Source organism: Butyrivibrio sp. AC2005 (assembly GCF_000424145.1).
Taxonomy (GTDB): domain Bacteria; phylum Bacillota; class Clostridia; order Lachnospirales; family Lachnospiraceae; genus Butyrivibrio.
On sequence record NZ_AUJI01000031.1, the window covers coordinates 21,672 to 46,550 of the forward strand.

Annotated in this window: 22 protein-coding genes; 15 read left to right on the forward strand and 7 right to left on the reverse strand. The window is 39.7% G+C overall.

The genetic code is table 11. The features are described from left to right. Positions 1-70: 70 nt before the first annotated feature. From G602_RS0109340 to G602_RS0109360, 5 genes are all read left to right on the forward strand, one after another. Complete coding sequence (locus tag G602_RS0109340) at positions 71-2,284, forward strand: alpha-L-rhamnosidase-related protein (RefSeq protein WP_242835556.1); 2,214 nt, start codon at positions 71-73, stop codon at positions 2,282-2,284. Continuing rightward, the gene (locus G602_RS25975) at positions 2,281-2,700 is read left to right on the forward strand and encodes a DUF3237 family protein (protein WP_044931676.1); all 420 of its coding nucleotides are present in this window, start codon (positions 2,281-2,283) and stop codon (positions 2,698-2,700) included. The genes G602_RS0109340 and G602_RS25975 overlap by 4 nt, the downstream gene beginning before the upstream one ends. Before the next feature lie 278 nt (positions 2,701-2,978). Further along, a complete protein-coding gene (locus tag G602_RS0109350) occupies positions 2,979-3,716 on the forward strand; it encodes a NifB/NifX family molybdenum-iron cluster-binding protein (RefSeq protein ID WP_026658786.1) in 738 nt (245 codons plus the stop codon). Beyond that, a complete protein-coding gene (locus G602_RS0109355) occupies positions 3,706-4,275 on the forward strand; it encodes a chromate transporter (RefSeq protein WP_242835558.1) in 570 nt (189 codons plus the stop codon). The genes G602_RS0109350 and G602_RS0109355 overlap by 11 nt, the downstream gene beginning before the upstream one ends. After that, the gene (locus tag G602_RS0109360; protein ID WP_026658788.1) at positions 4,272-4,829 is read left to right on the forward strand and encodes a chromate transporter; all 558 of its coding nucleotides are present in this window, start codon (positions 4,272-4,274) and stop codon (positions 4,827-4,829) included. Before G602_RS0109355 ends, G602_RS0109360 begins: the two co-directional genes overlap by 4 nt. Before the next feature lie 228 nt (positions 4,830-5,057). Here G602_RS0109360 and G602_RS32205 read toward each other — a convergent pair whose 3' ends face one another. Beyond that, on the reverse strand, positions 5,058-5,303 hold the full coding sequence (locus G602_RS32205) for a substrate-binding domain-containing protein (protein WP_081675948.1): 246 nt from the start codon (positions 5,301-5,303) through the stop codon (positions 5,058-5,060). Between G602_RS32205 and G602_RS25980 the strand changes: the two genes are divergently transcribed. Together G602_RS25980 and G602_RS25985 are read left to right on the forward strand one after the other, a co-directional pair. Beyond that, positions 5,209-7,869: an alpha-L-rhamnosidase gene (locus G602_RS25980; protein WP_049945154.1), complete on the forward strand. Its 2,661-nt coding sequence runs from the start codon at positions 5,209-5,211 to the stop codon at positions 7,867-7,869. The genes G602_RS32205 and G602_RS25980 overlap by 95 nt on opposite strands. Beyond that, positions 7,866-9,356: a DUF1593 domain-containing protein gene (locus G602_RS25985; protein ID WP_049945155.1), complete on the forward strand. Its 1,491-nt coding sequence runs from the start codon at positions 7,866-7,868 to the stop codon at positions 9,354-9,356. Before G602_RS25980 ends, G602_RS25985 begins: the two co-directional genes overlap by 4 nt. Here the strand turns inward: G602_RS25985 and G602_RS0109375 are convergent. Further along, positions 9,351-10,253 (reverse strand): helix-turn-helix transcriptional regulator, encoded by a 903-nt coding sequence (locus G602_RS0109375; protein WP_026658789.1) that lies wholly within the window; start codon positions 10,251-10,253, stop codon positions 9,351-9,353. The two genes, G602_RS25985 and G602_RS0109375, sit on opposite strands and share 6 nt — an antisense overlap. A gap of 176 nt (positions 10,254-10,429) precedes the next feature. On the opposite strand from G602_RS0109375, the gene G602_RS0109380 reads away from it, so the two are divergent. After that, complete coding sequence (locus tag G602_RS0109380; RefSeq protein ID WP_044931683.1) at positions 10,430-11,809, forward strand: MFS transporter; 1,380 nt, start codon at positions 10,430-10,432, stop codon at positions 11,807-11,809. 44 nt (positions 11,810-11,853) lie between these two features. Then, entirely contained in the window at positions 11,854-12,756 is a 903-nt protein-coding gene (locus tag G602_RS0109385; RefSeq protein ID WP_026658791.1) for an alpha/beta hydrolase, read from the forward strand. 180 nt (positions 12,757-12,936) lie between these two features. On the opposite strand, the gene nagA is transcribed toward G602_RS0109385, so the two are convergent. Further along, positions 12,937-14,115, reverse strand: a complete 1,179-nt coding sequence (gene nagA / locus G602_RS0109390; RefSeq protein ID WP_026658793.1) for an N-acetylglucosamine-6-phosphate deacetylase — start codon at positions 14,113-14,115, stop codon at positions 12,937-12,939. Positions 14,116-14,152: 37 nt separating this feature from the next. Further along, positions 14,153-14,878, reverse strand: coding sequence for a glucosamine-6-phosphate deaminase (gene nagB / locus G602_RS0109395; protein WP_026658794.1), 726 nt, complete (start codon positions 14,876-14,878; stop codon positions 14,153-14,155). A 223-nt stretch (positions 14,879-15,101) separates the two neighbouring features. Here nagB and G602_RS25990 point away from each other — a divergent pair, with 223 nt between their 5' ends. Then, positions 15,102-16,751: a beta-N-acetylhexosaminidase gene (locus G602_RS25990; RefSeq protein ID WP_049945156.1), complete on the forward strand. Its 1,650-nt coding sequence runs from the start codon at positions 15,102-15,104 to the stop codon at positions 16,749-16,751. 1 nt (position 16,752) lies between these two features. Here G602_RS25990 and G602_RS30285 read toward each other — a convergent pair whose 3' ends face one another. After that, positions 16,753-16,920, reverse strand: coding sequence for a hypothetical protein (locus G602_RS30285; RefSeq protein WP_155829767.1), 168 nt, complete (start codon positions 16,918-16,920; stop codon positions 16,753-16,755). A gap of 188 nt (positions 16,921-17,108) precedes the next feature. On the opposite strand from G602_RS30285, the gene G602_RS0109410 reads away from it, so the two are divergent. From G602_RS0109410 to G602_RS0109435, 4 genes are all read left to right on the forward strand, one after another. Further along, entirely contained in the window at positions 17,109-17,972 is an 864-nt protein-coding gene (locus G602_RS0109410) for an aminoglycoside 6-adenylyltransferase (RefSeq protein WP_026658795.1), read from the forward strand. Positions 17,973-18,065: 93 nt separating this feature from the next. Then, positions 18,066-18,800: a hypothetical protein gene (locus tag G602_RS0109415; protein ID WP_026658796.1), complete on the forward strand. Its 735-nt coding sequence runs from the start codon at positions 18,066-18,068 to the stop codon at positions 18,798-18,800. 160 nt (positions 18,801-18,960) lie between these two features. Further along, entirely contained in the window at positions 18,961-20,007 is a 1,047-nt protein-coding gene (locus tag G602_RS0109420; RefSeq protein WP_026658797.1) for an ATP-binding protein, read from the forward strand. A gap of 672 nt (positions 20,008-20,679) precedes the next feature. Beyond that, positions 20,680-21,741 carry a hypothetical protein gene (locus tag G602_RS0109435; protein ID WP_026658798.1) on the forward strand — a complete coding sequence of 354 codons (1,062 nt, stop codon included), beginning with the start codon at positions 20,680-20,682 and terminating at the stop codon, positions 21,739-21,741. Between the two features lie 214 nt (positions 21,742-21,955). Here G602_RS0109435 and G602_RS0109440 read toward each other — a convergent pair whose 3' ends face one another. Then, positions 21,956-22,234 carry a hypothetical protein gene (locus G602_RS0109440; protein WP_026658800.1) on the reverse strand — a complete coding sequence of 93 codons (279 nt, stop codon included), beginning with the start codon at positions 22,232-22,234 and terminating at the stop codon, positions 21,956-21,958. A gap of 329 nt (positions 22,235-22,563) precedes the next feature. Here G602_RS0109440 and G602_RS0109445 point away from each other — a divergent pair, with 329 nt between their 5' ends. After that, positions 22,564-23,604 (forward strand): PD-(D/E)XK nuclease family transposase, encoded by a 1,041-nt coding sequence (locus tag G602_RS0109445; RefSeq protein WP_026658801.1) that lies wholly within the window; start codon positions 22,564-22,566, stop codon positions 23,602-23,604. Between the two features lie 77 nt (positions 23,605-23,681). Here the strand turns inward: G602_RS0109445 and G602_RS0109450 are convergent, their stop codons facing one another. Then, positions 23,682-24,587 (reverse strand): Rpn family recombination-promoting nuclease/putative transposase, encoded by a 906-nt coding sequence (locus G602_RS0109450; protein ID WP_026658802.1) that lies wholly within the window; start codon positions 24,585-24,587, stop codon positions 23,682-23,684. Positions 24,588-24,879 lie beyond the last annotated feature (292 nt).

Genomic DNA, 24,879 nt, shown 5'->3' on the forward strand with positions numbered 1-24,879 from the left:
CTGGAGCCAATCCTGGAAACATAAAGATAAGAAAAAAACCAGGCTGGTATATTTTAGAAGAACCTTTATTTTGAATGAAAAAGCAGTATCGGCGGAGATAAAAATCTCCGCTGATACCAGATATAAACTGTATGTAAACGGAAGACTTGCTGAAGTTGGTCCATCAAGGGGAGATAGAGAAGTGTGGTATTATGACACGATTGATATCGCTCCTTTTTTACAAATAGGCAAAAATGCTATATGTGTAATTGTACTCAGATATCCAATAGAAAGTAAGCTGGGGAATCATGGATTGTTCAGAAATGAGATCCCGGGGCTCTATTTTTCGGGAACAATCGCGGATAAAGACAGCAAGGAAATAAATTTAGATATATCCGCTGACAGCAACTGGAAATGCATGATTAACAGAGATATAAAGTTCCCTCCGGAAGAAGAAAGATTTGCTCCGCTTCTGATACATGAGGTTTCAAAAGGAGATGAAGCTCTTCATGGGTGGTTATTGCCTGATTACGATGATGGCTCTTGGGAAGAGGCAGCTTCTTACAAAAAGGGGATAATCGATGAAGCCATATCTCCCGGAAATATAAATCCCAGAACGATTCCATACATGTACAGAAAATCGCGGAATTTCACAGGACTTTTGGAAAATGAAACGGATAAATCCAATGAAGAATGGGAGTCTTTTTTAAACGGAAACGCCATAATATCGATTCCTTCGGATAGTAAGGTAAGAGTGGTCATTGATGCCGGTGAAGAGATGACAGGATATCTTCATCTTGAGGTTTATGGAGGCAAAAAGAGCTGTATATCCATACTGCAGTCTGAATGTTATGTTCAGGATGAAGTGTCACCTATAACCAAAGTACCGGTAAAAAAAGACAGACTTGATGTGAAAAATGGGCACCTTACGGGATATGTTGATGTTTATAAAGTAGGTGGGTTTGGGACAGCTGATAAACCGGAAGTTTATGATCCATATTTTTTCAGAACATTTCGTATGATTGAGCTTACAATTGAAACCTCAGATGAAGACTTGCACATAAAGGCCTTCAGTTACGAAGAGACCGGTTATCCGCTCGATGTAGTTACAAAGGTAGAAACTTCCGATAATGATTTTGCAGCTATCTGGAATATAAGCGAAAGAACCCTTAAGAGATGTATGCATGAATCCTATGAGGACTGCCCTTTTTATGAACAGCTTCAGTACGTGATGGATACACGAGCTCAGATACTATATACTTATGCGGTTTCCGCGGATGACAGACTGGCAAGGAAAGCGATAGATGATTTTGCAAGAAGTCAGAGGTCTAACGGGCTTTTAAACAGCAGCTATCCCAATGTGAATGCAAATGTTATTCCGGGATTTTCCATATACTATATCCTGATACTTCATGATCATATGATGTATTTTGGAGATAAAAAGCTAATCAGGAGATACATTTTTGTAGTTGATAAGATTCTTGACTATTTTGACAGGCATTTGGATAAAAATGGTCTTGTCGAAAAGATAGGCGGAAAGTTGATGGAAGCACGGTACTGGTCATTTATTGACTGGGCGGTGGAGTGGAATCCTACAACAGGAATGCCCCCTGCAGGCCTTAACGGGCCCATAACAATGGAGAGCTTACTATATGTGTTGGGGCTCCAAAAGGCTTCCGAGCTTATGGAATATATAGGAAGAATAGATACAGCGTCGGAATATTTGGATAGGGCTGATCGTATGAAAAAAGCAATCAGGCATAGCTGTATGAGAGAGGACGGAATGCTAGCTGATGGACCCGGTAGTAGCGATGCAAGTCAGCATGGGCAGGTATTTGGAGTTCTTACAGGGGTTCTGTCACAGGAGGAAGGCAGAAAGAATTTGCTACGTACCATAAAGGGATCCGGATTTGCACAGTGCACAGTTGCAATGAGATTTTATCTATTCAGAGCTTTGGAAGAATTAGAGCTTTACGAATATACCAGGGATTATTGGGACTCATGGAAGAACATGGTCAACTACAGATGTACTACCAGTATCGAATCAGAAGATTACTCCAGATCTGAGTGCCACGCGTGGGGAGCGCTTGCTCTATATGAGCTTCCGAGCGCAATACTTGGTGTAAGACCTATAGAGCCCGGATGTGGTAAGATTATTGTGAGGCCACATACAGAGTATCTTGAATGGGCCAGAGGTACTGTGAAGTTACCGGTAGGCGAAATCGAAGTGAGCTGGGAAAAATCACAGGAATCAGAGGAATGCAACATATCAATAAAAGCACCGGAAGGAGTGAAAATAGTATGAAAAAAAAAGAACCTATAATGGAGATTCATATTGACATGAATGGTCAGGCAGTGATGATGAAAAGTGACTGCGAGGAAGTACTGATGATACCTTTTAAAGGAACAGTTAAGAGTGACCTTTTGACAGGAATCGTCGAGCCATGTGGCGTTGACACACAGATAGTAAATGCTGCCGGGGTGCGTCATATGTCAGCAAGATATATGCTTACCGGAAAAGATGAAAATGGCAATGATGCACACATCTATATAGAAAATAACGGATGGTTTGATGATTCTAACAAAACGATGCCCTTCCATACAGTCCCTACTTTTATTACAGATAGTGATACTATAAAGGCCAGACTCTACGGTAAGTGCTTTGAAGGAATCGGTGAGAACAGAGAAGACGGCCTGTGGATTAGTTTTTATGAAAAATAAATGTAATGCCTGGTTAATATTTTTTTTATTTGAAGCTATCTGAGCCATATAGCATAATCGAATTATAGGATAATTCTGCGTATTGTACGAAGTCTCTATTGGAGGTTTGCTATGCATGAATATATGTTTATGTAAATTAGTTCAATTTGAATATTATATTGCTAAAGAAGTCTGAACTGAATGTGGTTTAGGCTTCTTTTTTGTAATACGCGTGATTATTGACATATGTCAATATCACTGATAGCATATATTCTGACATATGTCAGAAAGGATGAACTATGCCTAAGCTTACGAAATGCAGAAAAATAGCAGGTCTTCCCGGACAGTTTGGTTTTTGTCCGTCAGAGAACATTGAAGGAGACGCCATACAGCTAACCTTTGATGAGTTTGAAACAATGCGTTTGTTGGATAGGGAAGGAATGACCCAGGAACAGTGCGCCAGAGAAATGGGAGTTGCCAGGACAACTGTAACAGCCATGTATGAGAGCGCACGTAAAAAGATTGCTGAGATGTTGGTCGAAGGGCGGAGTCTTACAATTTCGGGCGGCAATGTCAGATTTAATATCATGCAGAGCGAGAATTTTAAGGGCATAAGAGAAAAAGGAGAAAACGACATGAGAATTGCAGTAACATATGATAATGGAGAGATTTTTCAGCATTTTGGTCATACTGAGAAGTTTAAGGTTTATGACGTGGAAGATGGAAAGATTGTTAATGAAGTAATAGTAGATACAAACGGACAGGGACATGGCGCCCTTGCAGGATTCCTTATGGGAGGTAAGGTTGATACGCTTATCTGTGGAGGAATTGGCGGTGGAGCGCAGGCAGCACTTGGTGAAGCTGGAATTAAACTGTATGGAGGAGTATCAGGAGACGCAGACGGAGCAGTAAAGGCATTCCTTGACGGGGCACTGGATTATAATCCGGAAGTTAAGTGTAATCATCATGGGGAAGAACATACATGTGGTGATCATCATGATGAGGACCATCACTGCGGAGGTCATTGTGGTCATTGAACTTTTTTGCACATTTTTCAGAATTGGACTATTTACTTTTGGTGGTGGCTATGCCATGATCTCGCTGATACAGGATATCTGCGTGGAAAAGAAAAAGTGGATCAGCCATGATGAGATGATGGATATTACAGTCATCGCTGAATCAACACCCGGTCCGATTGCGATAAACTGTGCTACTTATGTGGGATATAAAAAGCGTGGAATAGCAGGAGCAGTCGCAGCCACAGTAGGAGTAATCATTCCGTCATTTATTATCATCTATCTGATTTCGATGTTCCTTGACAGCTTTCTTGAAATAGCATGGATAGCCAGCGCATTTAAAGGAATAAAGATAGCAGTAGGTATACTGATATTGGACGCAGCTCTTAAGATGATAAGGAAAATGCCAAAGAAACCATTCCAGCTGTTTGTATTAATAACTGTTTTTCTTATTATGATGGCAGTAAATCTTTTTTCCATAAAGATATCATCAATATCTTTAATGATTGCAGCAGGCCTATGCAGTCTTATGATATTTTGCGTCAGGACGAAAATAAAAGGGGAGGGACGAAGCATATGATATATATTGATCTCTTCCTTGGATTTCTGAAAGTCGGACTGTTTTCTTTTGGTGGAGCTTATGCAGCAATACCACTTATAAGGGATGTAGTCCTGTATTATGGATGGCTTGATGATGAAAAGCTCGCTTATATGATTGCTGTAAGCGAAAGCACACCCGGACCGATTATGGTAAACATGGCTACATATGTAGGTAGCATGACAGCAGGGATTCCCGGTGCTTTGATAGCAACATTTTCAGTTGTCCTTCCTGCGTTTGTAATCATTGTACTTATAATGATTCTGCTCAAGGGACTGTTAAAAAATCCTTATACACAAGCTGTGCTTAGGGGATTGAAACCGTGTATCATGGGTATAATCCTGTCTATGGGTATCAGCATGATCTTGCATAACACTGTCATTAAGGGAACAAATCTTGCACCTGATTTAAAAGCAGTAGTAGTGTGCTCTGTTCTGGCTGCTGTTTACTTTGGTTCCAGAAAAATAATGAAATCAGGGATATCTCCCATAGTACTGATTTGCATTGCTGCAGTGATGGGAGTGGTTGTTTATTAATTTTTCAATTTGTCATGCTTCAGGGCATTGTTGGAGCCTTCCTTGTGAGGATTCCCGTGTCATATCTAATGAGTAAGCAGGAGCCTGTATCGCTCTTTCATATAGGACTGGCAACACCTTGCTCGACAATTACACAGATTACTATGTGCTTTATCTGTCTGTTTGTTTTGAAAAGGAAGCTGAGAAGTACTGGAAGATCATCTTAAGTCCTGAAAAAATATATAAAATTTAGCTTTTTTTACTTAAGGGTGCTACCGAGCCTCTTTTTACCAGATAACCGTTTATATGGATATTGATAGGGAGATGATCGTACTTTGTTATGCGATCATATAAACGTTCGCAGGCCATACGCCCCATGTAGTTTCTTGGGATGTGGATCGTGGTAAGTGGTGGATCGACATATATAGATGATGTAAAAGTGGATGGAACAATCGAGAAGTCATTTTTTGGAGAAGTGGAGTCTCCAAGAACCATTAATCCCCTTGGAGCAAATGATGTTAATACATATCCGAGACTGAATGAAATAGGCTTTTTCGTTCCCAAGGGTCAGGAAGTAGAGATATCACTTGTTGAAATCAGAAATTTAAGAAAACCCTTTGCAGTTGTGTATAGCGATAGAGAAGGTTGTCGTTTTGATGCTGCGATTTCTTCTGACAGTAACTCCAAGGAAATAGCAGGAAGCATGGTATACAGTACCAGGGAATCTGATGCTTTGGTGACAAAAAATCCAAGTCACACCTCTATACCGATGCTGAGAAGAGAATTTAAGACTCTGGATAAAAAGATAAAAAAGGCCAGACTCTATGCGACTGCCAGGGGTATTTATGAGTGCAGAATAAATGGAAATGAGATTACTGATACCTGGTTTAATCCCGGAAACACTCAGTATGACAGACATCTGATGTATCAGACCTTTGATATCACCGATTATATGATGGACGGAAATAATGCAATCGGTGTTATTCTCGCCTCTGGCTGGTGGAGTGATGCCCAGACCTTTGTGCTTGGTAATTTTAATTACTATGGTGACAGGGAGTCATTTCTTGGAAGAATAGAGATCACATATGAGGATGATTCTCTGCAGAATATTGTTACGGATACAGCGAACTGGAAATATTTTGATGAGGGACCGTGGACTTATGCGGGCTTTTTCCATGGTGAGCATTTTGATGCTACAAGGCTTGATATTGTAGAGGGATTTTCTCAGGTGGGATACGACGATACGTCCTGGAAAAAGCCTTCTGAAATTGCTGTTACACAGATCAGAAGATCCGAAACTATGTCATCGGGGCCTGTTGCATGGCCTGAAGTAAATGTGTCCGAGACTTCATTCATCGGGCAGAGAGGCGATGGAATAAAGATCGCATATGAGCTTACAGCAAAATCAGTAACAGAAATTTCTAAGGGTATTTATATCTATGACATGGGTGTAAATGTAGCCGGAGTTCCCAAGCTTCATATAAAGGGAAAGAAAGGGAATGTGGCAACACTCAGATATGCAGAGCTTTTATACCCTGACCTTGAAGAATTCAAAGGTAAGGCGGGCACGCTTATGGTTGAAAACCTGAGGGATGCTGACTGTACTGATTTCTATACCTTCAGAGGAGATGAGAATGGAGAGGACTATACACCAAGGTTTACCTTCAGAGGCTACAGATATATTGAAATTAGCGGAGTCAGCAAAAAACCGGAGTTGTCTGATGTGAAAATGCTGGTTCTTTCCTCTGCTTACAACATGAACTCATCACTTGAAACCTCAGATGAACTTACAAACAAATTTATTCAGAATGTCAGAAGATCGCAGCAGTCCAATTTTATAGGTATTCCAACTGACTGTCCGCAGAGAAATGAACGTATGGGATGGGATGGCGATACCTCGATTTTTGCAAGAACAGCCACCTTCAATGCGGACACAAGGATGTTCTATGAAAATTGGCTTATGGACCTTAGGGATCTTCAGGAGGATAACGGAAAATATCCTGACATAGCGCCCATAGGTGGCGGCTTTGGAGGCTATACCTATGAGAGCAGCGGACTTCATGTAACCTGGGAACTATACCAGCAGTATGGGGATATTCAGGTAATAAAAGATAACTATGAGGCTATGACAAAGTTCATGGACTATTCTGCAGAGCTATGGAAAGGTAAGGATCTGGCGAGAGGCTTTACTCTTGGGGACTGGCTTGCGCCTGAAGAAACCGATATCGCTCTTATATGCCACGCTTTTTATGGATACAACGCTTATATAATGTCCAAAATGACAGCTGCCATCGGAGATGAGAAAAAGGCCGGTGAATACAAAGCTCTTTACGAGGAACTGAAGGCTGAATTTGCTGATACATATTTTGATAGTGAAACAGGGAAGACCAGGAATAATACTCAGTGCTCCTATGCACTTCCTCTTTCTTTCAAAATGGTAACAGAGGATCTTATTGATAAAGTTGGTGAGAGATTAAGAGATAAGACAAAAGACACAGGATACCTGGTTAAAACCGGATTTTTCGGAACTGCACCTCTAAATCCCACTCTGACTATGACAGGTCACAAAGAGGATGCATATCGCCTTATGACTCAGACTTTGTGTCCCTCATGGCTTTATCCTGTTACGCAGGGAGCTACAAGTATTTGGGAGAGATGGGATTCTTTCACGCTTGAAAATGGATTTGGTGGACATAATAGTATGAATTCATTTAACCATTATTCTCTGGGGGCAGTACTTGAGTGGTTTTACATGTATGTACTGGGAATTCAGAGAGATGAAGATGTTCCGGGCTACAGGCACTTTTATGTGAGACCTTATCCGGGAGCTGCATATAGCTTTGTGAAGGGACATTTTGAATCGCCCTATGGGGTAATACGTGCAGGATGGGAGCTTGCGGATAATGATAAAGCGGATGGAGATGAAAATCTTCACCATTACAGATACACAATTGAGATACCTGCCGGCGCTACTGCAACTGTGCAGCTTAAGGGTAAGGATGATATTACCCTGGGCAGTGGAAGGCATGAATTATATTATTTGGGAGGCAGATTATCATGAAAATACGCACAATAATAACACAGGACGCAGAGGTGGATGATCAGAATTCCCTGCGACACTTTTTGTTTTATGCAAATGAAGTTGAGCTTCAGGGCATTGTGCAGACCTCATCAAAATTTCACTGGATAGGAATTCCCGGGGCAGTAAAGCCTGAGAAAAAAGCGATTGATGATTTCGATTCTGAGTTTGCTGAGATATCAGGACCTTTTGATGCACCCTACAGATGGCCGGGAACGGACTGGATGTGGGAGGTAATCGATGATTATGAAAAAGATTATCCTAATCTTGTAAAGCACGCAGACGGGTATCCGACTCCAGACTATCTGCGGTCCATCACAAAAATCGGAAATATAGGTTATGAAGGCGAGATGGAGAAAGCATCCGAGGGCTCAGACCTCATAAAAAAGCACATTCTTGATGACGACGACAGAACCCTGTATTTACAGGTATGGGGCGGAACAAATACCATTGCCAGAGCGCTCAGGGATATTCAGGAGGAATATGGGAATAAACCGGAGTGGAACGAGCTACATGAAAAGATCCAGAAAAAGGTTGTGATCACGGCTTGTGGGGAGCAGGATGCTACCTATAGGGAATATGTAGCGGAGGAGTGGCCCGGCATTCAGTTTGTAAAGACCCTTCAGATGATGAGCTATGCATATCCCTGGTTTATTATGCCTGAGGGTGAGAGTAAGGATACGCTCAAAGCTGACTTTATGACAAATGAGATCCTTAATGGAAATAGTGCGCTTATTAAGGGCTATTGCACATGGCTTGACGGACACCGATATGAGGGAGAAGCGGAAGATGCCCAGTTTGGTTCTAATCCCAATATAAGGCAGGAATGGTTCGGTGCAAAGTTTATAAAGGCAGAGCCTGCAAAATACGATTTTCTTTCAGAAGGAGATTCTCCCACCTTTTTTGCACTTTTGCCCTGGGGGACAAGAACTCTTGAAGATTTTTCCTATGGCGGAATAGCGGGAAGATATCATAAAGTAGAAGACTACAGGAATTCCAAGGGCGAAGCCTGCAATGTATGGGATGTTTCCAAGGATATTTATGTAGACCGCGACGGAAATGAATCGGAGCAGGAGTCAATGTGGCAGTATGTAGCTGATATTCAGAGGGACTTTGCTGCAAGAGCAGCATGGGCTGATGCTGAAAGCTATAAGGAAGGGGAGCATTCTCCAAAGCTTACAGTTAAAGAAGGGGTAGATATAACCTGCAATCCGGGCGATGAAATAACCCTCACTGCAATCGCAGAGAATCCGGATGGACTTGCTACGGACATAACCTTTAGAGTTTACAGGGAAGCAAGCTCCGATAGGGTAAAGGATGCTGTCCTTTCAGCAGATGACACAGCTGCGAGGGTTACAATGCCGAAAAACGCTAAAAGCGGAGACAGACTGCATGTGTTGGTAAAGGCTACATCTCAGGGGCGCCATAAGCTTTTTGATTACAAGCAGGTAATTGTTAATATTCTATAATATTTTTCCATACTTCTTTCTGTACTGAAGAGGGGTTATGCCTTCGAATTTATTGAACATATTTATAAGCCCTCTTGAGTCTGAAAAGCCGCAGTCCATTGCAATCTCAAGGACAGACTTTCCGGTTTGTACCAGGCTGTCCTTGGCAGCATTGACGCGCATTCTTGTCAGGAATTCCTTATAGGTAATTCCCATATTTGATTTGAAGAATCTGGAAAAATAGCTGGCGGAATAACCGAAGGCATCAGCAACAGACATTTCGTTTATAGCGCCATCATAATTTTCTTCAGTATATGAAATGATTTTTCTTAAGATATCAGAGTTTTTTCTGCTCTTTTCGGGCATCTCAGTGTCTTTCAGACTCAGATCGTCCTTGCAGATATAATATAAAAGCTCATGAACAAGACCTATAAGGCGCATGTTTTCATACTTGTTCAAGGTTTTGCCATCTGCGTATTGAGCGAGGTCCTTCATTATCTCGGAGGGCCTTTTTTCATTGGGTCTAAAAACCGGAATAAAGTAAAGCGCATCGAAGTTTGGAACAAAATTGCGAAGGAAAGAGTCGCTTATCTGAAGTACAGTCGTAAGCGTCGGTGGAAGCTTCTCGTAAGGTGTTGTTCTGTTTGAGATTACTTTATGAATACTCTGGCTGTTAACGATGATGAAAATGTCTTCCTGCAGGTCATGAGCAATACCGTCTGTAAAATATTCTCCACCATTAGAGTACGAATAGACAATTTCAAGCTCATTATGCCAGTGATCAAGAATATCGCTGACAGCTGAAAAATCTTTATTTGGATATAAGTCCTCTTTGTGAATGTTTAATATCTTAAACGGCAGTTCCGTGTGGTAATGGACGACTTCATATGAGATGTCCCTGGTGTTAAAATCTGGCATGATATTTCCTCTATGTTATAAAAATAGCAATTATTGGTCATTATAATGGATAAATCAAAAATGTCAAGAAAACGTAATTTTTAGGCCAAAGAATGTAAAGAGTAACCGGCCATATTTTTATATATTAAGATACGTTGAACGGGATATGGGGTCCCGATAAAAGATTGGAGGTTACAATGGAAGCAATAGTTTATGAACAACAGGAAGAAAAAAAGGGACGTCTCTCAGCCAGTGAGAAGTTCGCATATGGTATAGGAGATTGTGGAGCGAATGTAATTGTAGCTCTGGCGTCATCATTTTTGACAGGATATTATACAGATACTGTTGGAATCGCTGCAGCAGCCATCGGAACAATGATGCTTCTTTGCAGAGTATTTGACGGAATAACGGATCTTATCATGGGTGCACTTGTTGATAAGACCAATACAAAATATGGTAAGGCAAGACCATGGCTTTTGTGGACAGCACCGCTTATGGGAATTTCACTTTTTATGATATTCAATGTACCGGCATCCCTGGGTGCAAGCGGCAAGCTGGTTTACATCTATCTTACCTACATTTTCCAGAACTGCATTATCTATACAGCTAACAACCTGCCTTATAATGCACTTCTTAGCCGTATGACACTTGATGTACAGGACAGAGCTCAGACAGCATCTATCAGATTCGTAATGACACAGGTTACATCACTTATTACAAACGTTATTACAGCTAACCTTATTGCAAGTGTAGGCTGGAGATCAATCTCTGTAATATATGGGGCAATTGCCTGCGCAATGTGTATTCTTTGCTTCCTTGGTGTCAGAGAGCATGTTGACGCAGAAGAGGACGGAACAGTTAAAGTAGAGCAGGTTCCTTTTTCCAAGGCACTTCCGGCACTCTTAAAGAATAAGTATTTCTTCATCCAGGCGCTTATGTTCATGTTCTTATACATCAACGTAGTTGCAACAGGTTCAATGACATACTACTTCTGCAACAGCGTACTTGGTAACATCGCATTCCTTTCATGGACATCAGTTGCAGGAACAATACCTGCTATGATCGTAAACCTTGCTATGCCTAAACTCGTAGCAAAGTTTGGAAAAAGAAAACTTATGATCACAGGTGCTGTTATAATGGCTATCGGTTCAGTGATCATCGGCGCTGCAGGATCAAATCTTCCTCTTGTAGTTATCGGACTTATCGTTAAGGGATTCGGTACAGGCCCTATCATGTCAGGTATCTTCGCTACAACAGCTGACGTAGTTGACTATGGCGAGTGGAAGACAGGCGTTCGTTCTGAAGGTCTTGTAAACAGCTGCACAAGCTTTGGTATGAAGGTTGGTATCGGTCTTGGTTCTGCTATCTGCACATGGATTATCGCTATCGGTGGTTATGTTGGAACAGCAGAGGTTCAGACAGAGGCTGCTCTTGCATCTATCCGTTTCGGATATGGATATTTTGGAGCAATCCTTTCTCTTGTAGTTCTGGCACTTTGCATCATCATGAACATTGATAAGCACATTGACCAGATTCAGACAGATCTTGAAGCAAAGAGATCAGTAGTAGAATTTTAAAAAGTAAAGAATTAAGAATTTTTCGTGATAAAAGAGGTGTAAAAATGTCAATAGCAAGTGATTTTATTAGAACAAATTTTGCTAAAGGTGATGCTATCAGAGATGAAGGACTTGAGATTCCTTCTGATGTAAAAAGATACAGTGACATCACGTATGGTGATAAGGGTGAACATCCGCAGTGGCAGATGCTTGATGTATACAGACCGGCAAATGTTCCGGAGGATAAAAAACTTCCTGTGATTGTAGTTATTCACGGCGGCGGCTGGGTATATGGAGATAAGGAAGTATACAAATATTATTCAGCATCACTTTGTCAGAGAGGATTCGCAGTAGTTTGTTATTCATACAGACTTGCGCCTGAATACACATTCCCTGCAAGCCTTGAAGACAGTGTTGCAGTAGCAAACTGGATAGTTGACAATGAGGATAAATACGGATTTGACCTTAATAATATTTCTGGTGTAGGTGATTCTGCAGGCGGTACACTTATAGGTATTACAGCTGCTTTCCTTACAAACAAGGAATATGCTGACAAATTTGACTTTACAGTATCTGATAAGTTTAAATTCAAGAGTATTGCATTTAACTGTGCTGCATTTGAGATTAAATCTGTAAAGGAATCAGATGAAAATATGGGATCTCTTATGGATGATCTTTTTGGTAAGAAGGTAACAGATGAAGATCTTGATGTTATGAATGCAGGCAACTATATAACAGAGGCATATCCCCCGTCATTCCTTATGTCTGCAACAGGAGACTTTTTAAAGGATGAGCTTCCCAAGATGGTAGAAGTAATGATAAAGAACTCTGTGCCATTTACCAGCAAGTATTATACAAGTCCAAATGGGGATCTGGGACATGTATTCCATTGCAACTTAAGGCTCCCGGAGGCTGCACAGTGCAATGATGATGAGGTAGAGTTCTTTAGACAGTATGCATTGGCATAACGCAGCTTCTGAAAAAATCAGCAGCACCGTCTTTTCCAAATACTTTCTCAAGAACGGATGATGAAGGATTACCTTCGGATATCATTCGGTCACTGAAAGAAGAAAGTCCTTTAAGGTTATCAATAGAAGCCTCAGCCTTTGATATTTCAAGGCTGTAGGCTTTTATTGATTCTATCTGATTTAATAGTGTTTAGATCCATAGCTTCTCCCATGCCAAATTATATGGTTGATATTAAGCTCATCATCGACGAGGATAATGTTTGCATATTTACCGGTAGAAATGGAGCCGTAGTCTTTAAAAATTCCAATAGATTTTGCAGGATTTTCTGATGCTGCACGGATGGCTTTTTCGAGAGGAACACCCATTTCCTTTACAGCCTTTTTCATGCATTCAAAAAGATTAGTAACGGAGCCTGCGATAGTTTCCGGATTGTCTGCAAGAACTGCAAGATTTCCCTTTACGTTCACTTTTTGACCTCCGAGCTGATATTCTCCGTCCGGGAGCCCGGTTGCCTCCATGCTGTCTGAGATCAGAATTACTTTATCTTCGCCAAATGTATTAAATACAAATCTGACCATCGCAGGATGAATATGGATTCCGTCAGCAATCAGTTCAACTTCGGCATTATTTTCAAGAGCGGCAATTATTGGCCCCGGATTTCTGTGATTAATGCCGGGCATTGCGTTGAATAAATGTGTCATATGACGGGCTCCTGAGCAAAAAGCGGTGGTTGCCGTATCGTAGTCACAGGATGTGTGAGCCAGAGAGACAGTAACTTCTTCGGATAATTCCCTGATAAACTCTATGCTTTTGTCCAGTTCCGGGGCAATATCGATAAGTTTTATGAGATTTCCGCTGGCTTTTTGAAGTCTGCGAAACATATTGACATCAGGAGCAGCCAGGTATTTGGGATTTTGTGCGCCGAGCTTATCTTTGCTTACGAAGGGGCCTTCCATGTTTATGCCAATAAAATCTGCGATCATAGAAGAATTGCGTATGTTATTTATTGATTCTGAAATTAATAATTTTGATTCGGCGCTATATACCTGGGCTTTTTTGCATATATCTTCAAGTATCTCTTCGCTATAAGTCATGGTGGCAGGACATATTGCCAGTATTCCGTTTTGCGCTTCATATTCAGCTATTTTTCTAAGACCTTCTGAATCGGTATTACAAAAATCATGGCCCATAGCACCATGAAAATGAATATCCACAAGACCCGGGATAGCAGTTAAACCTGAGGCATCAAAGTTTTCATCATCGGATGCTGTTTCGGCAATACGATCATTATCAATATATATAGTTTCATTTTTGAAAGTATGATCTTTTGAATAGACCTTAGCGCCAGATATTCTCATAATAATCCTCCGCAGATTTGGTAATGCTTCTTATTATTTAAAGGCTTGAAAAGGCTTCTTCATCCCCAATCACGGTAAAATCAGGATGGAGCTGTAGTATTGATGCAGGAAGAGCCGGTGTAATACAGCCATAAAGAGCTTCTTTAAGGATATCAGCCTTATTTTTCCCATTTACTATCATTAAAATCTTCTTAGCCTGCATGATTGTTTTAATACCAACTGTAATGGCACTTTTAGGGACATCTTCTTCATCGGTGAAAAAGCGCGTATTGGATTTTATTGTGCTGTCAGTGAGGTTGACCACATGAGTCAGAGGTTCAAAGGCATCGCTTGGTTCGTTGAATCCAATGTGTCCGTCAGTCCCGATTCCCAGCAGCTGTAAATCAATACCACCGGTATCGCTTATCAGGGCATCATAGTCTTTGCATTCCTTTTCCAGGTCCGTAGCTGTTCCATCAGGTAAGTGTATATTACCGGGCTTTATATTGATATGATCGAAAAAGTTTTCATGCATGAAGTGATGATAGCTTTGCTCATGGGTACTGGAAAGACCGATATATTCATCCAGATTTATGGAAGTGACCTCTGAAAAATCTATGTCACCCTTTTCATACCATTCGATTAGCTGCTTATATGTCCCAAGTGGGGTTGAACCTGTCGCAAGGCCCAGAACGGATGCCGGCTTTAGGATAACCTGCGCTGAGAGAATATTAGCGGCCATTCTGCTCATTTCATTGTAATTAGCGGCTTTATAGATTCTCATAATTGTATAGCCCTCCTGCGCATATAGTGGTGGTCTAAATCCATCACGGTCCTGATTTATGTACATCTTGACTCGATTAGTCATCAATAGGGAACTTCAAAAAAAATAGACTTAAAAGCGATATTAAGTTATTTTTTTCATGGTATTCCATTCTCATGTCCTTATGTTATGATAACCATATTGATAAGTCAAATTGGGTGTGATTCAAGTGGGAGGAAGAGTTTTGAGTATAGTAAAGCTTCGTGAACTTGGAGTTATGATAGACTGCTCAAGAAATGCTGTAGTAAAGCTTTCTGCGCTTAAAGAATTTATAAAGCTGTGTTCAAAGCTTGGATATGATTACGTAGGGCTCTATACAGAGGATACGATTGAAATCCCCGGAGAGCCTTATTTTGGTTATCAGAGAGGAAGATATACCCTTGATGAGATAAGGGAAGCTGATTCCTATGCCAGAGAGCTGGGAATGGAGCTGCGCCCATATGTTCAGACATTGGCGCATATCAACCAGATAGTTGACTATAAAGATTACAATAGCTGCATTGATGTCAATGATATTCTGCTTATAGGAGATCCCGGAACAGAGAGGCTTATTGACAATCTGCTGAAATCCGTTTCAGAAGCATATACTTCGCGAAAAATAAATATAGGGATGGATGAAGCTCATATGGTTGGGCTGGGAAAATATCTGGATAATAATGGCTATCATAATAGAGTTGAACTAATACTAAAGCACCTTGAAATGGTAGTAGGACTTTGTAAAAAATACGGCCTGGAGCCACAGATGTGGAGTGATATGTTCTTCAGGCTTATGAGTGCAGGTGCTTATGGCTCTGAGGATGATGAAACGGCCGATAAGCTTTCGGAGAAAATGGCAAAAGAGGTCAGGATACCTGACGGACTTGAGCTTGTTTACTGGGATTATTACAGCACTGACAAGGCGCATTATGAAAGAATCCTAAAACAGCACAAGGCATTGACCGATAACATCTCCTTTGCAGGTGGTGCATGGAGGTGGTTGGGACTTACTCCGTACAATGATTACAGTATTCATGCAACAAGGGCTGCCATCAATGCCTGCCTGTCGCTGGATATAGATTCTGTTGTAATGACAATGTGGGGTGATGATGGCACGGAATGCAGCATTTTTTCGGTGCTTCCTGCATTATATGAAGCGGCAAGACTTGGCGGGAAACTGCCAAATGGAGATGCGGAGCCGGAATTGTTCTTTAGAGAAGTGACAGGCTATTTACTTGAAGAGTTCATGCTGCTTGATATAGCAAATCCCGGATGCAAGGGGGAAAAGAGAAACAATCTGTCCAAAATACTTCTGTTTAATGATCCGCTGCTAGGAATATATGACAGCCTGGTTCCTGAAAAGGCAGCCGGGTATTTCAGAGATGCATCAGAAAGACTATTTAAAGTCATACGTGATAGAAAAAGGGCATATGATGTATTGTTTGAGATGCAGGGCAGACTATGCAAGGTTCTTGAGCTAAAAGCCGATTTGGGCGTGCGACTCAGAAAAGCCTACCAGAGTAAAGATATGGATACATTAGCTAAAATAAGGGATAAGGATTTACCGCTTCTTATAGAGTTATTGGATCAGTTTTATAACTCATTCAGAGCTCAGTGGATGAATGAGGCAAAATCTTATGGATTTGAGGTACAGACTATTCGTATTGGCGGATTAAAACAGCGTTTGAAGGATATCACATGCTATTTAAATGACTATATGAACGGACTGGTACCGATGATTGAAGAACTTGAGACGCAGGGACTTCCTGTGGGATATTCTATGCATGGTGTATCTGATGAGGAGCCCGAGTATAACAGATACGAGAAGCTTGTGACTACATCGAGACTCTCATGGTGATTCAGATAAAGAAAAACTGTGCTGCTATAAAGACAACAGCTGTCAGGAGGATAGCGCCGGTAACTAATGCTTTTGTTCTCAGTACGGTTACATTGGTGTACTTTCCGTTATACTCCACAGTATCTATAATATTTGCTTTTTTCTTATCAAAAATACTCTTTTTCTCCATAGCATGATACCTTTATGAATCCAAAGCAGCTTATAGTTTTTGTTTTACTAATCATAGTTCTTAAATGTGTTTAAACTGGGATAATTGCATTAAAGTATTCTAAAAAAGTCTTTATTTTCTATGAAAGAAATCTTTAGGAAATATTTGGGTGGGTTTTGAGGAGACCTGATACGGAAAGGAAAGAATATATGAAAACTTATGATGAGATGTATGATCTTATCCTGAAAACTGCAGTTGAGGATGAGCGAATACGTGCTGCTTCGATGGAAGGCTCCAATGTCACAAAGGGAGCCGTGCATGACAATTTTTCTGATTTTGATATCACATTTTTCGTGTCCGATATAAGGGAGTTTACCGCGGATCACGACTACATGAAGCGCTTTGGGGATATTCTTATAATGCAGACTCCAGATGACTACTACAATGAGCCTTATGACTACAATGGCAGGTCGCGCTATGCTTACCTTACACAGTACAAGGATGGCAACAGGATTGACCTGACCTTTATCGATGTTAGCGAGATCGGGAAGCAGACTGAGTTTCGTGAACCGCGTACAGTATTGGTAAATAAGGATAATTTCCCCGAGCTTGTGGATATAACTTCTAAAGAGTGCTTTTTTATTAAAAAGCCCGGCGAATTTGAGTTTTTTGGCACGGTAAATGAATTTCGATGGATCAGCAATTACGTGACCAAGGGACTTTGCAGGCACGAGTTCTATTATGCCAGACGTATGATGGAAGAGTATATGATGGATATGTTCATCAAAATGATCAACTGGAAGATTGGAATAGATAATGACTTTCAGGTTACAACAGGTGCATGCAGCAAGTATCTGAAGAATTATCTGACAGATTCAGAGATGTTGCGGTTTGAGGGGATTTTCCCCAGTGGAAACTACAAAGATATGTGGGAAAAGCTTTTTTTAATGTATGATTTTTTTGAAGAGCTTTCTATCTATGTTGCAGAAAAGCTGGGATTTCCGCTTGATCTTGAGGAATCACATAACGTGCGTGACTTTATGATACAGAGAAAGCGGCAAAGCAATTATTGAGTATATTAAGATAGTCGAAAAATAATATAATAAATATATTGTAACTGAATAAACAGAAACGGTGTATGTTTCAGGAATGGGGGATAGTGAAACATGGAAAACAATTTAAAAATGGTACCTGCAAAATGTACTCAGTGTGGCGGTGTAGTTGAGGTTGACGAGGCAAAAAAGACGGCAGAATGCCCTTTTTGCGGTATGACATTTGTGATTGAAGATGCGGTGAAGGATTACAATGTGAGCTTCAATGTTAACGATGCGGTCAAGGATGTACTGGATTTTGCCGGTGAACAGATGAAGGAGAACAGGCAAAGGAGGCAGGAAGAAAAGAAGGAATTCGAAAGTACCCAGAAAAACTTTTTCAAGGTATTTTTGATTATTTTTGCCATATCATGCGCGTTTAGCCTGATTATGTTTGTGATTATGCAGTTTGTTCCCGGGGCAGGTGATGATACCGGCGAGACTACGGCCACGGAAACAGCAGATTCTACCATTGATTGTTATATAAAGGACGGCTGCCTCTATACTGAGGTGAGAGGCGTGAATCTTGCGGTATGGAAATATCAGGCATTTGATAGCATGGGGATAACCCTTCAATACGAAGAGAACAGTATAGACAGAGACAGCTACGAAAGCTGTGTGACTGCTGAAGAAAATGTAGATGAGGGAGTAAGATACGTTGTAACAGCGGCATATGAAGATGATTTTACCACTGAGAGTACGGATCCTCTGTACTATAGCGTAGTGAGAGTTGTTATCGAGAATTCAGAGATTGTGGAGGCATCAGAGCCTGCTATTGTTAATAGTCTTTCAGAGTATGATTTTGAGTGATGGCTGTGGTACAGTTCAGATTTCTGCTTCAGATTGTATGAAAACAGCAAGAATAATAATATTATATTTTTTATAGAAAATTATATTGAATTATATTATATTATAGTTAATTATAATATATTATAGTTTTTGACAACGAATTATATTAGAGGTGTCCAGAATGACAGAAAGAAATCCATACGCAATCAGTTTTGGTAGGATTCCTACTCAATATATCAGCAGAAATCTTCTTATTGATGATATAGTAGATACTCTCAATTCAGATGTGGTTGAAGAACAGGCATTTAAGTTGACTGGAATAAGAGGAACCGGAAAGACCGTTACTCTTACAGCCATAGAAAAACAAATCAAAGAATATAATAACTGGATAGTGGTAGATTTAAAGTCAAACTCTGCGATTACAAATGATTTAGTTGCAAATCTTTACACAAATGTCCCCTTTCTGACAAAATTTATAGATACGAACTTGAACCTTTCCGCTTTTGGAATAGGTATAAATATTAGCAAAAAAAGTCCGGCTGCCAGTATTGATGTTGCGTTAGAGCAGATTCTTACTGAAATTCGTAAAAAGAAAAAACGTGTTCTCATAGTTATTGATGAAGTCAGAAAGACGGATGCGCTTATTGATTTCATTCAGGAATTCCAGATACTGATAAGGAAGGATTTGCCAATCTACCTGATTGTAGCGGGACTTTACGAAGACGTTGAAAGTATAGAAAATACGGATGGTCTTACTTTCTTTTTAAGAGCAACCAAATGTGATATGACTCCTCTGAATATAGGCATAATACGAGAAGACTACAAAAAAACGCTTGGTCTTTCAGAGGAGGTTGCCTATGATTTGGCTGTAATGACAAAGGGTTATGCTTTTGCATACCAGGCTTTTGGCAAATACATGTGGGAATCAAAAGAAAAGAAAATAACTGGCATGGTCCTTGCCCAGGTTGATGAGGCTTTGGCCCAAAAAGTGTATGACAAGATATGGAGTGAATTAAAGCCAAAAGACAGATGGTTTATGACTTTTATTGTACAGAAAGACTCTATGAATGTTTCAGAACTTCTGGATATGACAAAGAAGAAACATAATGAATGGAGTGAACCTAGAAAGCGCCTTATCGATAAAGGTGTAATTGATGGTTCGAACCGAGGGATGATTATACTTAGACTTCCCAGATTTAAAGAATATGTAGAAAATATGAATCTGTGAGTTGTATCTAAAGCTAATCCTGTTGATATAGGGATGTCTTCCGATGAGTCCTATGGATTATTTTACTTTCAGAATCTTGAAGGATTTCATGAAAGAATCCTTCATTCAATGGGAAAAATATAAGAAAAATGAAGCGTAAATTTGTATTAATTGTCATATTCGGGGAAGATTTGATTTCGGGTGTTATTGTTAATGACTTGGTATAGTATCCATGATATAAATAATCACACAAAGAACGGAGGAATATCATGGCTGAAGGAAACGATATGGCAATGCTTTCTCAGGAAGAGATAGACAAGCTCATCAAAAAGATGGAAGAGGAGAAAAACTCCTAACAAGATCTGGCGGCAGTAATGCCGCCATTTTTTTCTATTTATGAATGAGAATCACAGTGCTGTTTGCTTAGGTTACGTTATTAAAGATATCATAATTATTAAATTTTGATTATTGACCATTTTAATATGATTGTGATTAAAATGTGAAAAAACTGTGTCCTTACTGAATTTGCGATATAAACGTAATTATAAACATTTTATAAAAAGTATAAAATCGCTCAACGGTGCGTGTTTACTGCCTTGACAATTTCGTATAGGGTGATAGAATCAAAAGTGTCACGAGAACACGGTTACGTAAAACCGTAAATAAAAAATTTTTTATGAAGGAGGGTCTCTTATGAAGGGATTAAAACAATTAGGAGCAATGGCACTTGCTGCAGCGCTTACTATTACATTGGCAGCGCCACTTAGTGCAAATGCAGAGGTTATCACAAATTATGATGCGGATGGACATGCTGTATCATATACAAACGAGGATACAGGGAAGACTTCAAAGTTTTATGATGAAGTGACTACTGAGGACAAAGCAATTACAATAGCAACTCAGAACTATGGTGCAGTTAAATATTTCCGTACTACAGCAGTTTATGCTAAATTTGCGAACTTTAAGTCCAATAAGAAAGGATTGAAAGTAAAAGTCATTAAAAAGGACGAGTATACAGATCCCAATAAGGATACTCGTAGAGACTATGATGATTGGGACGACGACAATTATTATTACAAGAATGCTAATGGTGATTGGATTACTGTTCCTAACAAAGATTGGGACAAATTACCTAAAGGAAAGGACTGGGGTGAATATACAGTAAGACTTTATGCCAAGAAGGCTGGAACATATAAGCTTAAATATGATGCTATCCTTAAGGACGGTACAACAGTTAAAAAGACTCTTAAGGTCATTGCTAAGGCAGACGGTTCAGCAATTAAGAGTGTGACATTTGGTGGAAAAGTTATTGCTCAGACATTTAGTGATGACAAGATTGATCCAAATACACTTTGGACCAAGAATTGGGGCATGTATGTAACAACAGCTAAGTCAGGCAAGATTAGAGTCACAATGAACAAGGATTTCAAGCTTAAGAAAATCGAAGTTGGAACACCTATTTATAAGGAAATACCCGGAACTGCTGAAGATAATTTTACCAAGAGATATGAAGATGCAGCTTATGCATCATCATTAGAGAGATATAATGATATGACAATTTCTTGGAAGAAAGTAAAGAACGGCAAGAAGATTAAGCTGAATAAGGATGATTCATATGTTCATACTTATTTAAAGACTCATAACTATATTGACAAGGAGACATCTACTTTTACTTATATCAGAATAACATATTATGATAAGAAGAATAAGGAAACAAGGAGAGAATATTTTGGACTTTACAAAGTTAATAAGTAATATGTTATGCCTTGAATAATATTATCCCCTGGTCATCATGGCCAGGGGATTTTATATGCCTTAAGCGCGCTCACCATACAAAAATGCAGACTATTAGAGCGTATAATACTATACAAAACAGCCCCGGGAACGAGTTGTTGATTGTTTCTGGGGCTGTAGCTTTCTTAAATAAGTCCGCCTGGACCAAATATTTGCTCCAGGGGATATGTATTCTCTATTTTAGTTCACCAAACTGCTCGATATATTTTTGCAATAGTGCATCTTTCTCGGCGATGGTGTTATTTTTCTCAGCAATGGTGCTATCCTTCTTAGCAATTGTGTTATCTTTCTCCGCTATAGCTTGCTTGAGCTTTGCCATTTCCTTTTCACGAACTTCCTGTTCGAGATAAAAATCTTCCCTTTCTCGACATCTTTTTACAACATTTTTGTCAGCATTAGAGATAAATATGGATTCAGTAGTAGATTCAAATGAGGGATTATCTTTAGTGATCATCTTGATGTCTCCGTTTCACTTCGGTCGGCGCTAAGCAGATATCCCCCGGATATCTAGCGCCATCCCATGTAGTTGCTTTAAACAGTTTTACCCAGGTGACCATTCCGGAGCGGATATCATCATCCGCTGCGATGTCTGTTCTATTTAATTCTACCACGTACAGATTGAAATTACTATCCGGTTGCATGCGTTGAGAAGGTATGATTATTGGACAGTAAAGAAAATATAATTAGTGTATGAAAATAAGTCTAAAGTTTTAAGAAAAATATTAAGAAGGATTCAAAGAATGAACTTATTTTCAAGTATTGTAACATGGAGGACAAAGGACAATGGGGATTAACCCAAGCAGTGAAGACTTGATTAAAAAAGCCCAGATGAGTGACCTGGATGCAGAGACAAAGGAGAATATTTTAAAGATTATTAGCGGTGAGCGTCTAGCAAATCTTTATGATGATGCTATTGCTAAGAGGGCGTTTTCACCGGATGTTCATCCGGAAAGACTTGATTTTCTTTTACAGAGGACAATGGGAGAGTCATATGGAGCAGTTGAGAAATCAGCATCTAATGAAGGAATGACAATTAGTAAGTATTCTAAGGCGATTGTGACTGATGTGCCGGCATGGCTAAGAGATGGCAAGCGGCTTGATGTTGAATTTCAAGCTGTAGCACAGGACTATATATTTAATCGTGTGGATATATATGCATCAAATATGCTGATGATTCAATTCTCTGTAGAAGAGGGACAGAGTAGGAAGGATGTCGATTATGGGAATGTAAAGGGGGTTATCGTTATAGTCCTGATGGTTAAGAGTCCTAAAGTATTCAGGGAATTTAAGTCAGACCGTTATATCCACAGAGTGAAAAAGATTGTAACTGATACAGGAATGGAGTTTCCTGCTCTTAAGCAAATGGCGTTTGTGCAGCTGGACAAGGCACTTGAACTCTTTTTGTCTGATAGATACAATAAAGATGAAGATATCGGACTATTAAAATTGCTTGCTATGATTGCCGATATTAATAACGATAAGGTAAAGGAAATGACGCAGGGCGACGAGATGTATGATGACATCCGTAAGGAAGTAGATGCATTTTCAAAGGACAAGGAGGTGCAGGCTATGTTATTGGAAGAAGAGATGGCGCGAGCTGACTGGGTGACAGGTATAAATGCTGCCAGAAGGGAAGGTCATGCAGAAGGCCATGCGGAAGGACGAGCAGAGGAACATGTGGAAGTCCAAAATGTATATGCATGGCTCACAGGACAAAAAAGAATTGATGATATTTCAAAGGCAGCTACGGATGAAAAATACTATCTGAAGATGTTGGCTGAATATAAGAAAGCAAATGAACATACTAGCCCCGGAACGAGTTGATAATCGTTTCCGGGGCTGTAGTTTTTTAAAAATAAGTCCGCCTGGATCCAATATTCGCTCCAGTGGATATATATTCTCTATTTTAGTTCACCAAATTGCTCGATATATTTTTGCAATAGTGCATCTTTCTCAGCGATGGTGTTATTTTTCTCTGCAATAGTTTCATCTTTTTCGGCAATAGTGCTATTCTTCTTAGCAATTGTGCTATCTTTCTCGGCAATAGTCTGTTTTAGCTTTGCCATTTCTTTTTCACGAGCTTCCTGTTCGAGATAAAAATCTTCTCTTTCTCGACATCTTTTTACAACATTTTTGTCAGCATTAGAGATAAATATGGATTCAGCAGTAGATTCAAATGAGGGATTATCTTTTGTGATCATTCTGATTTCCTCCCATGTAGTTGCTTTAAACAGTTTTACCCAGGTGACCATTTCGGAACGGATATCATCATCTGTTGCGATGTCTGTACTATTTAATTCTATCACGTACAGATTAAAATTACTATTGTAGAGGTAGCCATCGAGCACATTCCGCATTTGGTACTTTCCAAAGAATTCCGGATGATCTGAAAATAATCTGAAATCAATGAAGCTGACCTGATAAACAGGCTTTAGATTTTCATAAAGCTCACCATGGCTTAAACTGTCGAACTCCCTGCAAAGATATACCAGAGATCTGTTAGTCCAGTCACTGTAATTATTAATTTGCATTTCAATGTTTAGTGTGGCAGAGCTATTGAGAGTGACAAGGATATCCAATCGATATTCCTTATCTGACATGGCATCGCCAATAACTATGGGATTTTCAATCGTTACATCTTTAATGTCTTCTGTCTTAAAGTTCATGATAGAGGCGACAAGCCCTCTAAGGGTTCCTTTGTTGTTCTGTAAGACGGTCCTGAACATATAATCATTTGTCATGTTATAGCCGATTTTTCCTTTTGCTTTCATAAAAGCATAATTTTTGTGCATGTGAATATTTTTCAAGTAAACAATCCTCCTTGTTTATGGGGAAAAAATGGATTGCAATAGAAATAAATAGGAAAAATGATTATGAATTGATAATTCATAACTGTTCGTGATATTGAACTTGTTAAAGTTAACATTAATTTATTGAATTTGTAAAGGGGATTTATATTAAAAGATTTTCTTAAATGTCGATATCGTTTCCGGGGTTGATTTTCGTAATATTATGTATTATTAAATGCTGAAAGCATAATTGCCAGGGGTAGGCTATGATTTTTGGGGCTCACTATACACAAAAGTGGGAAGTGGGATT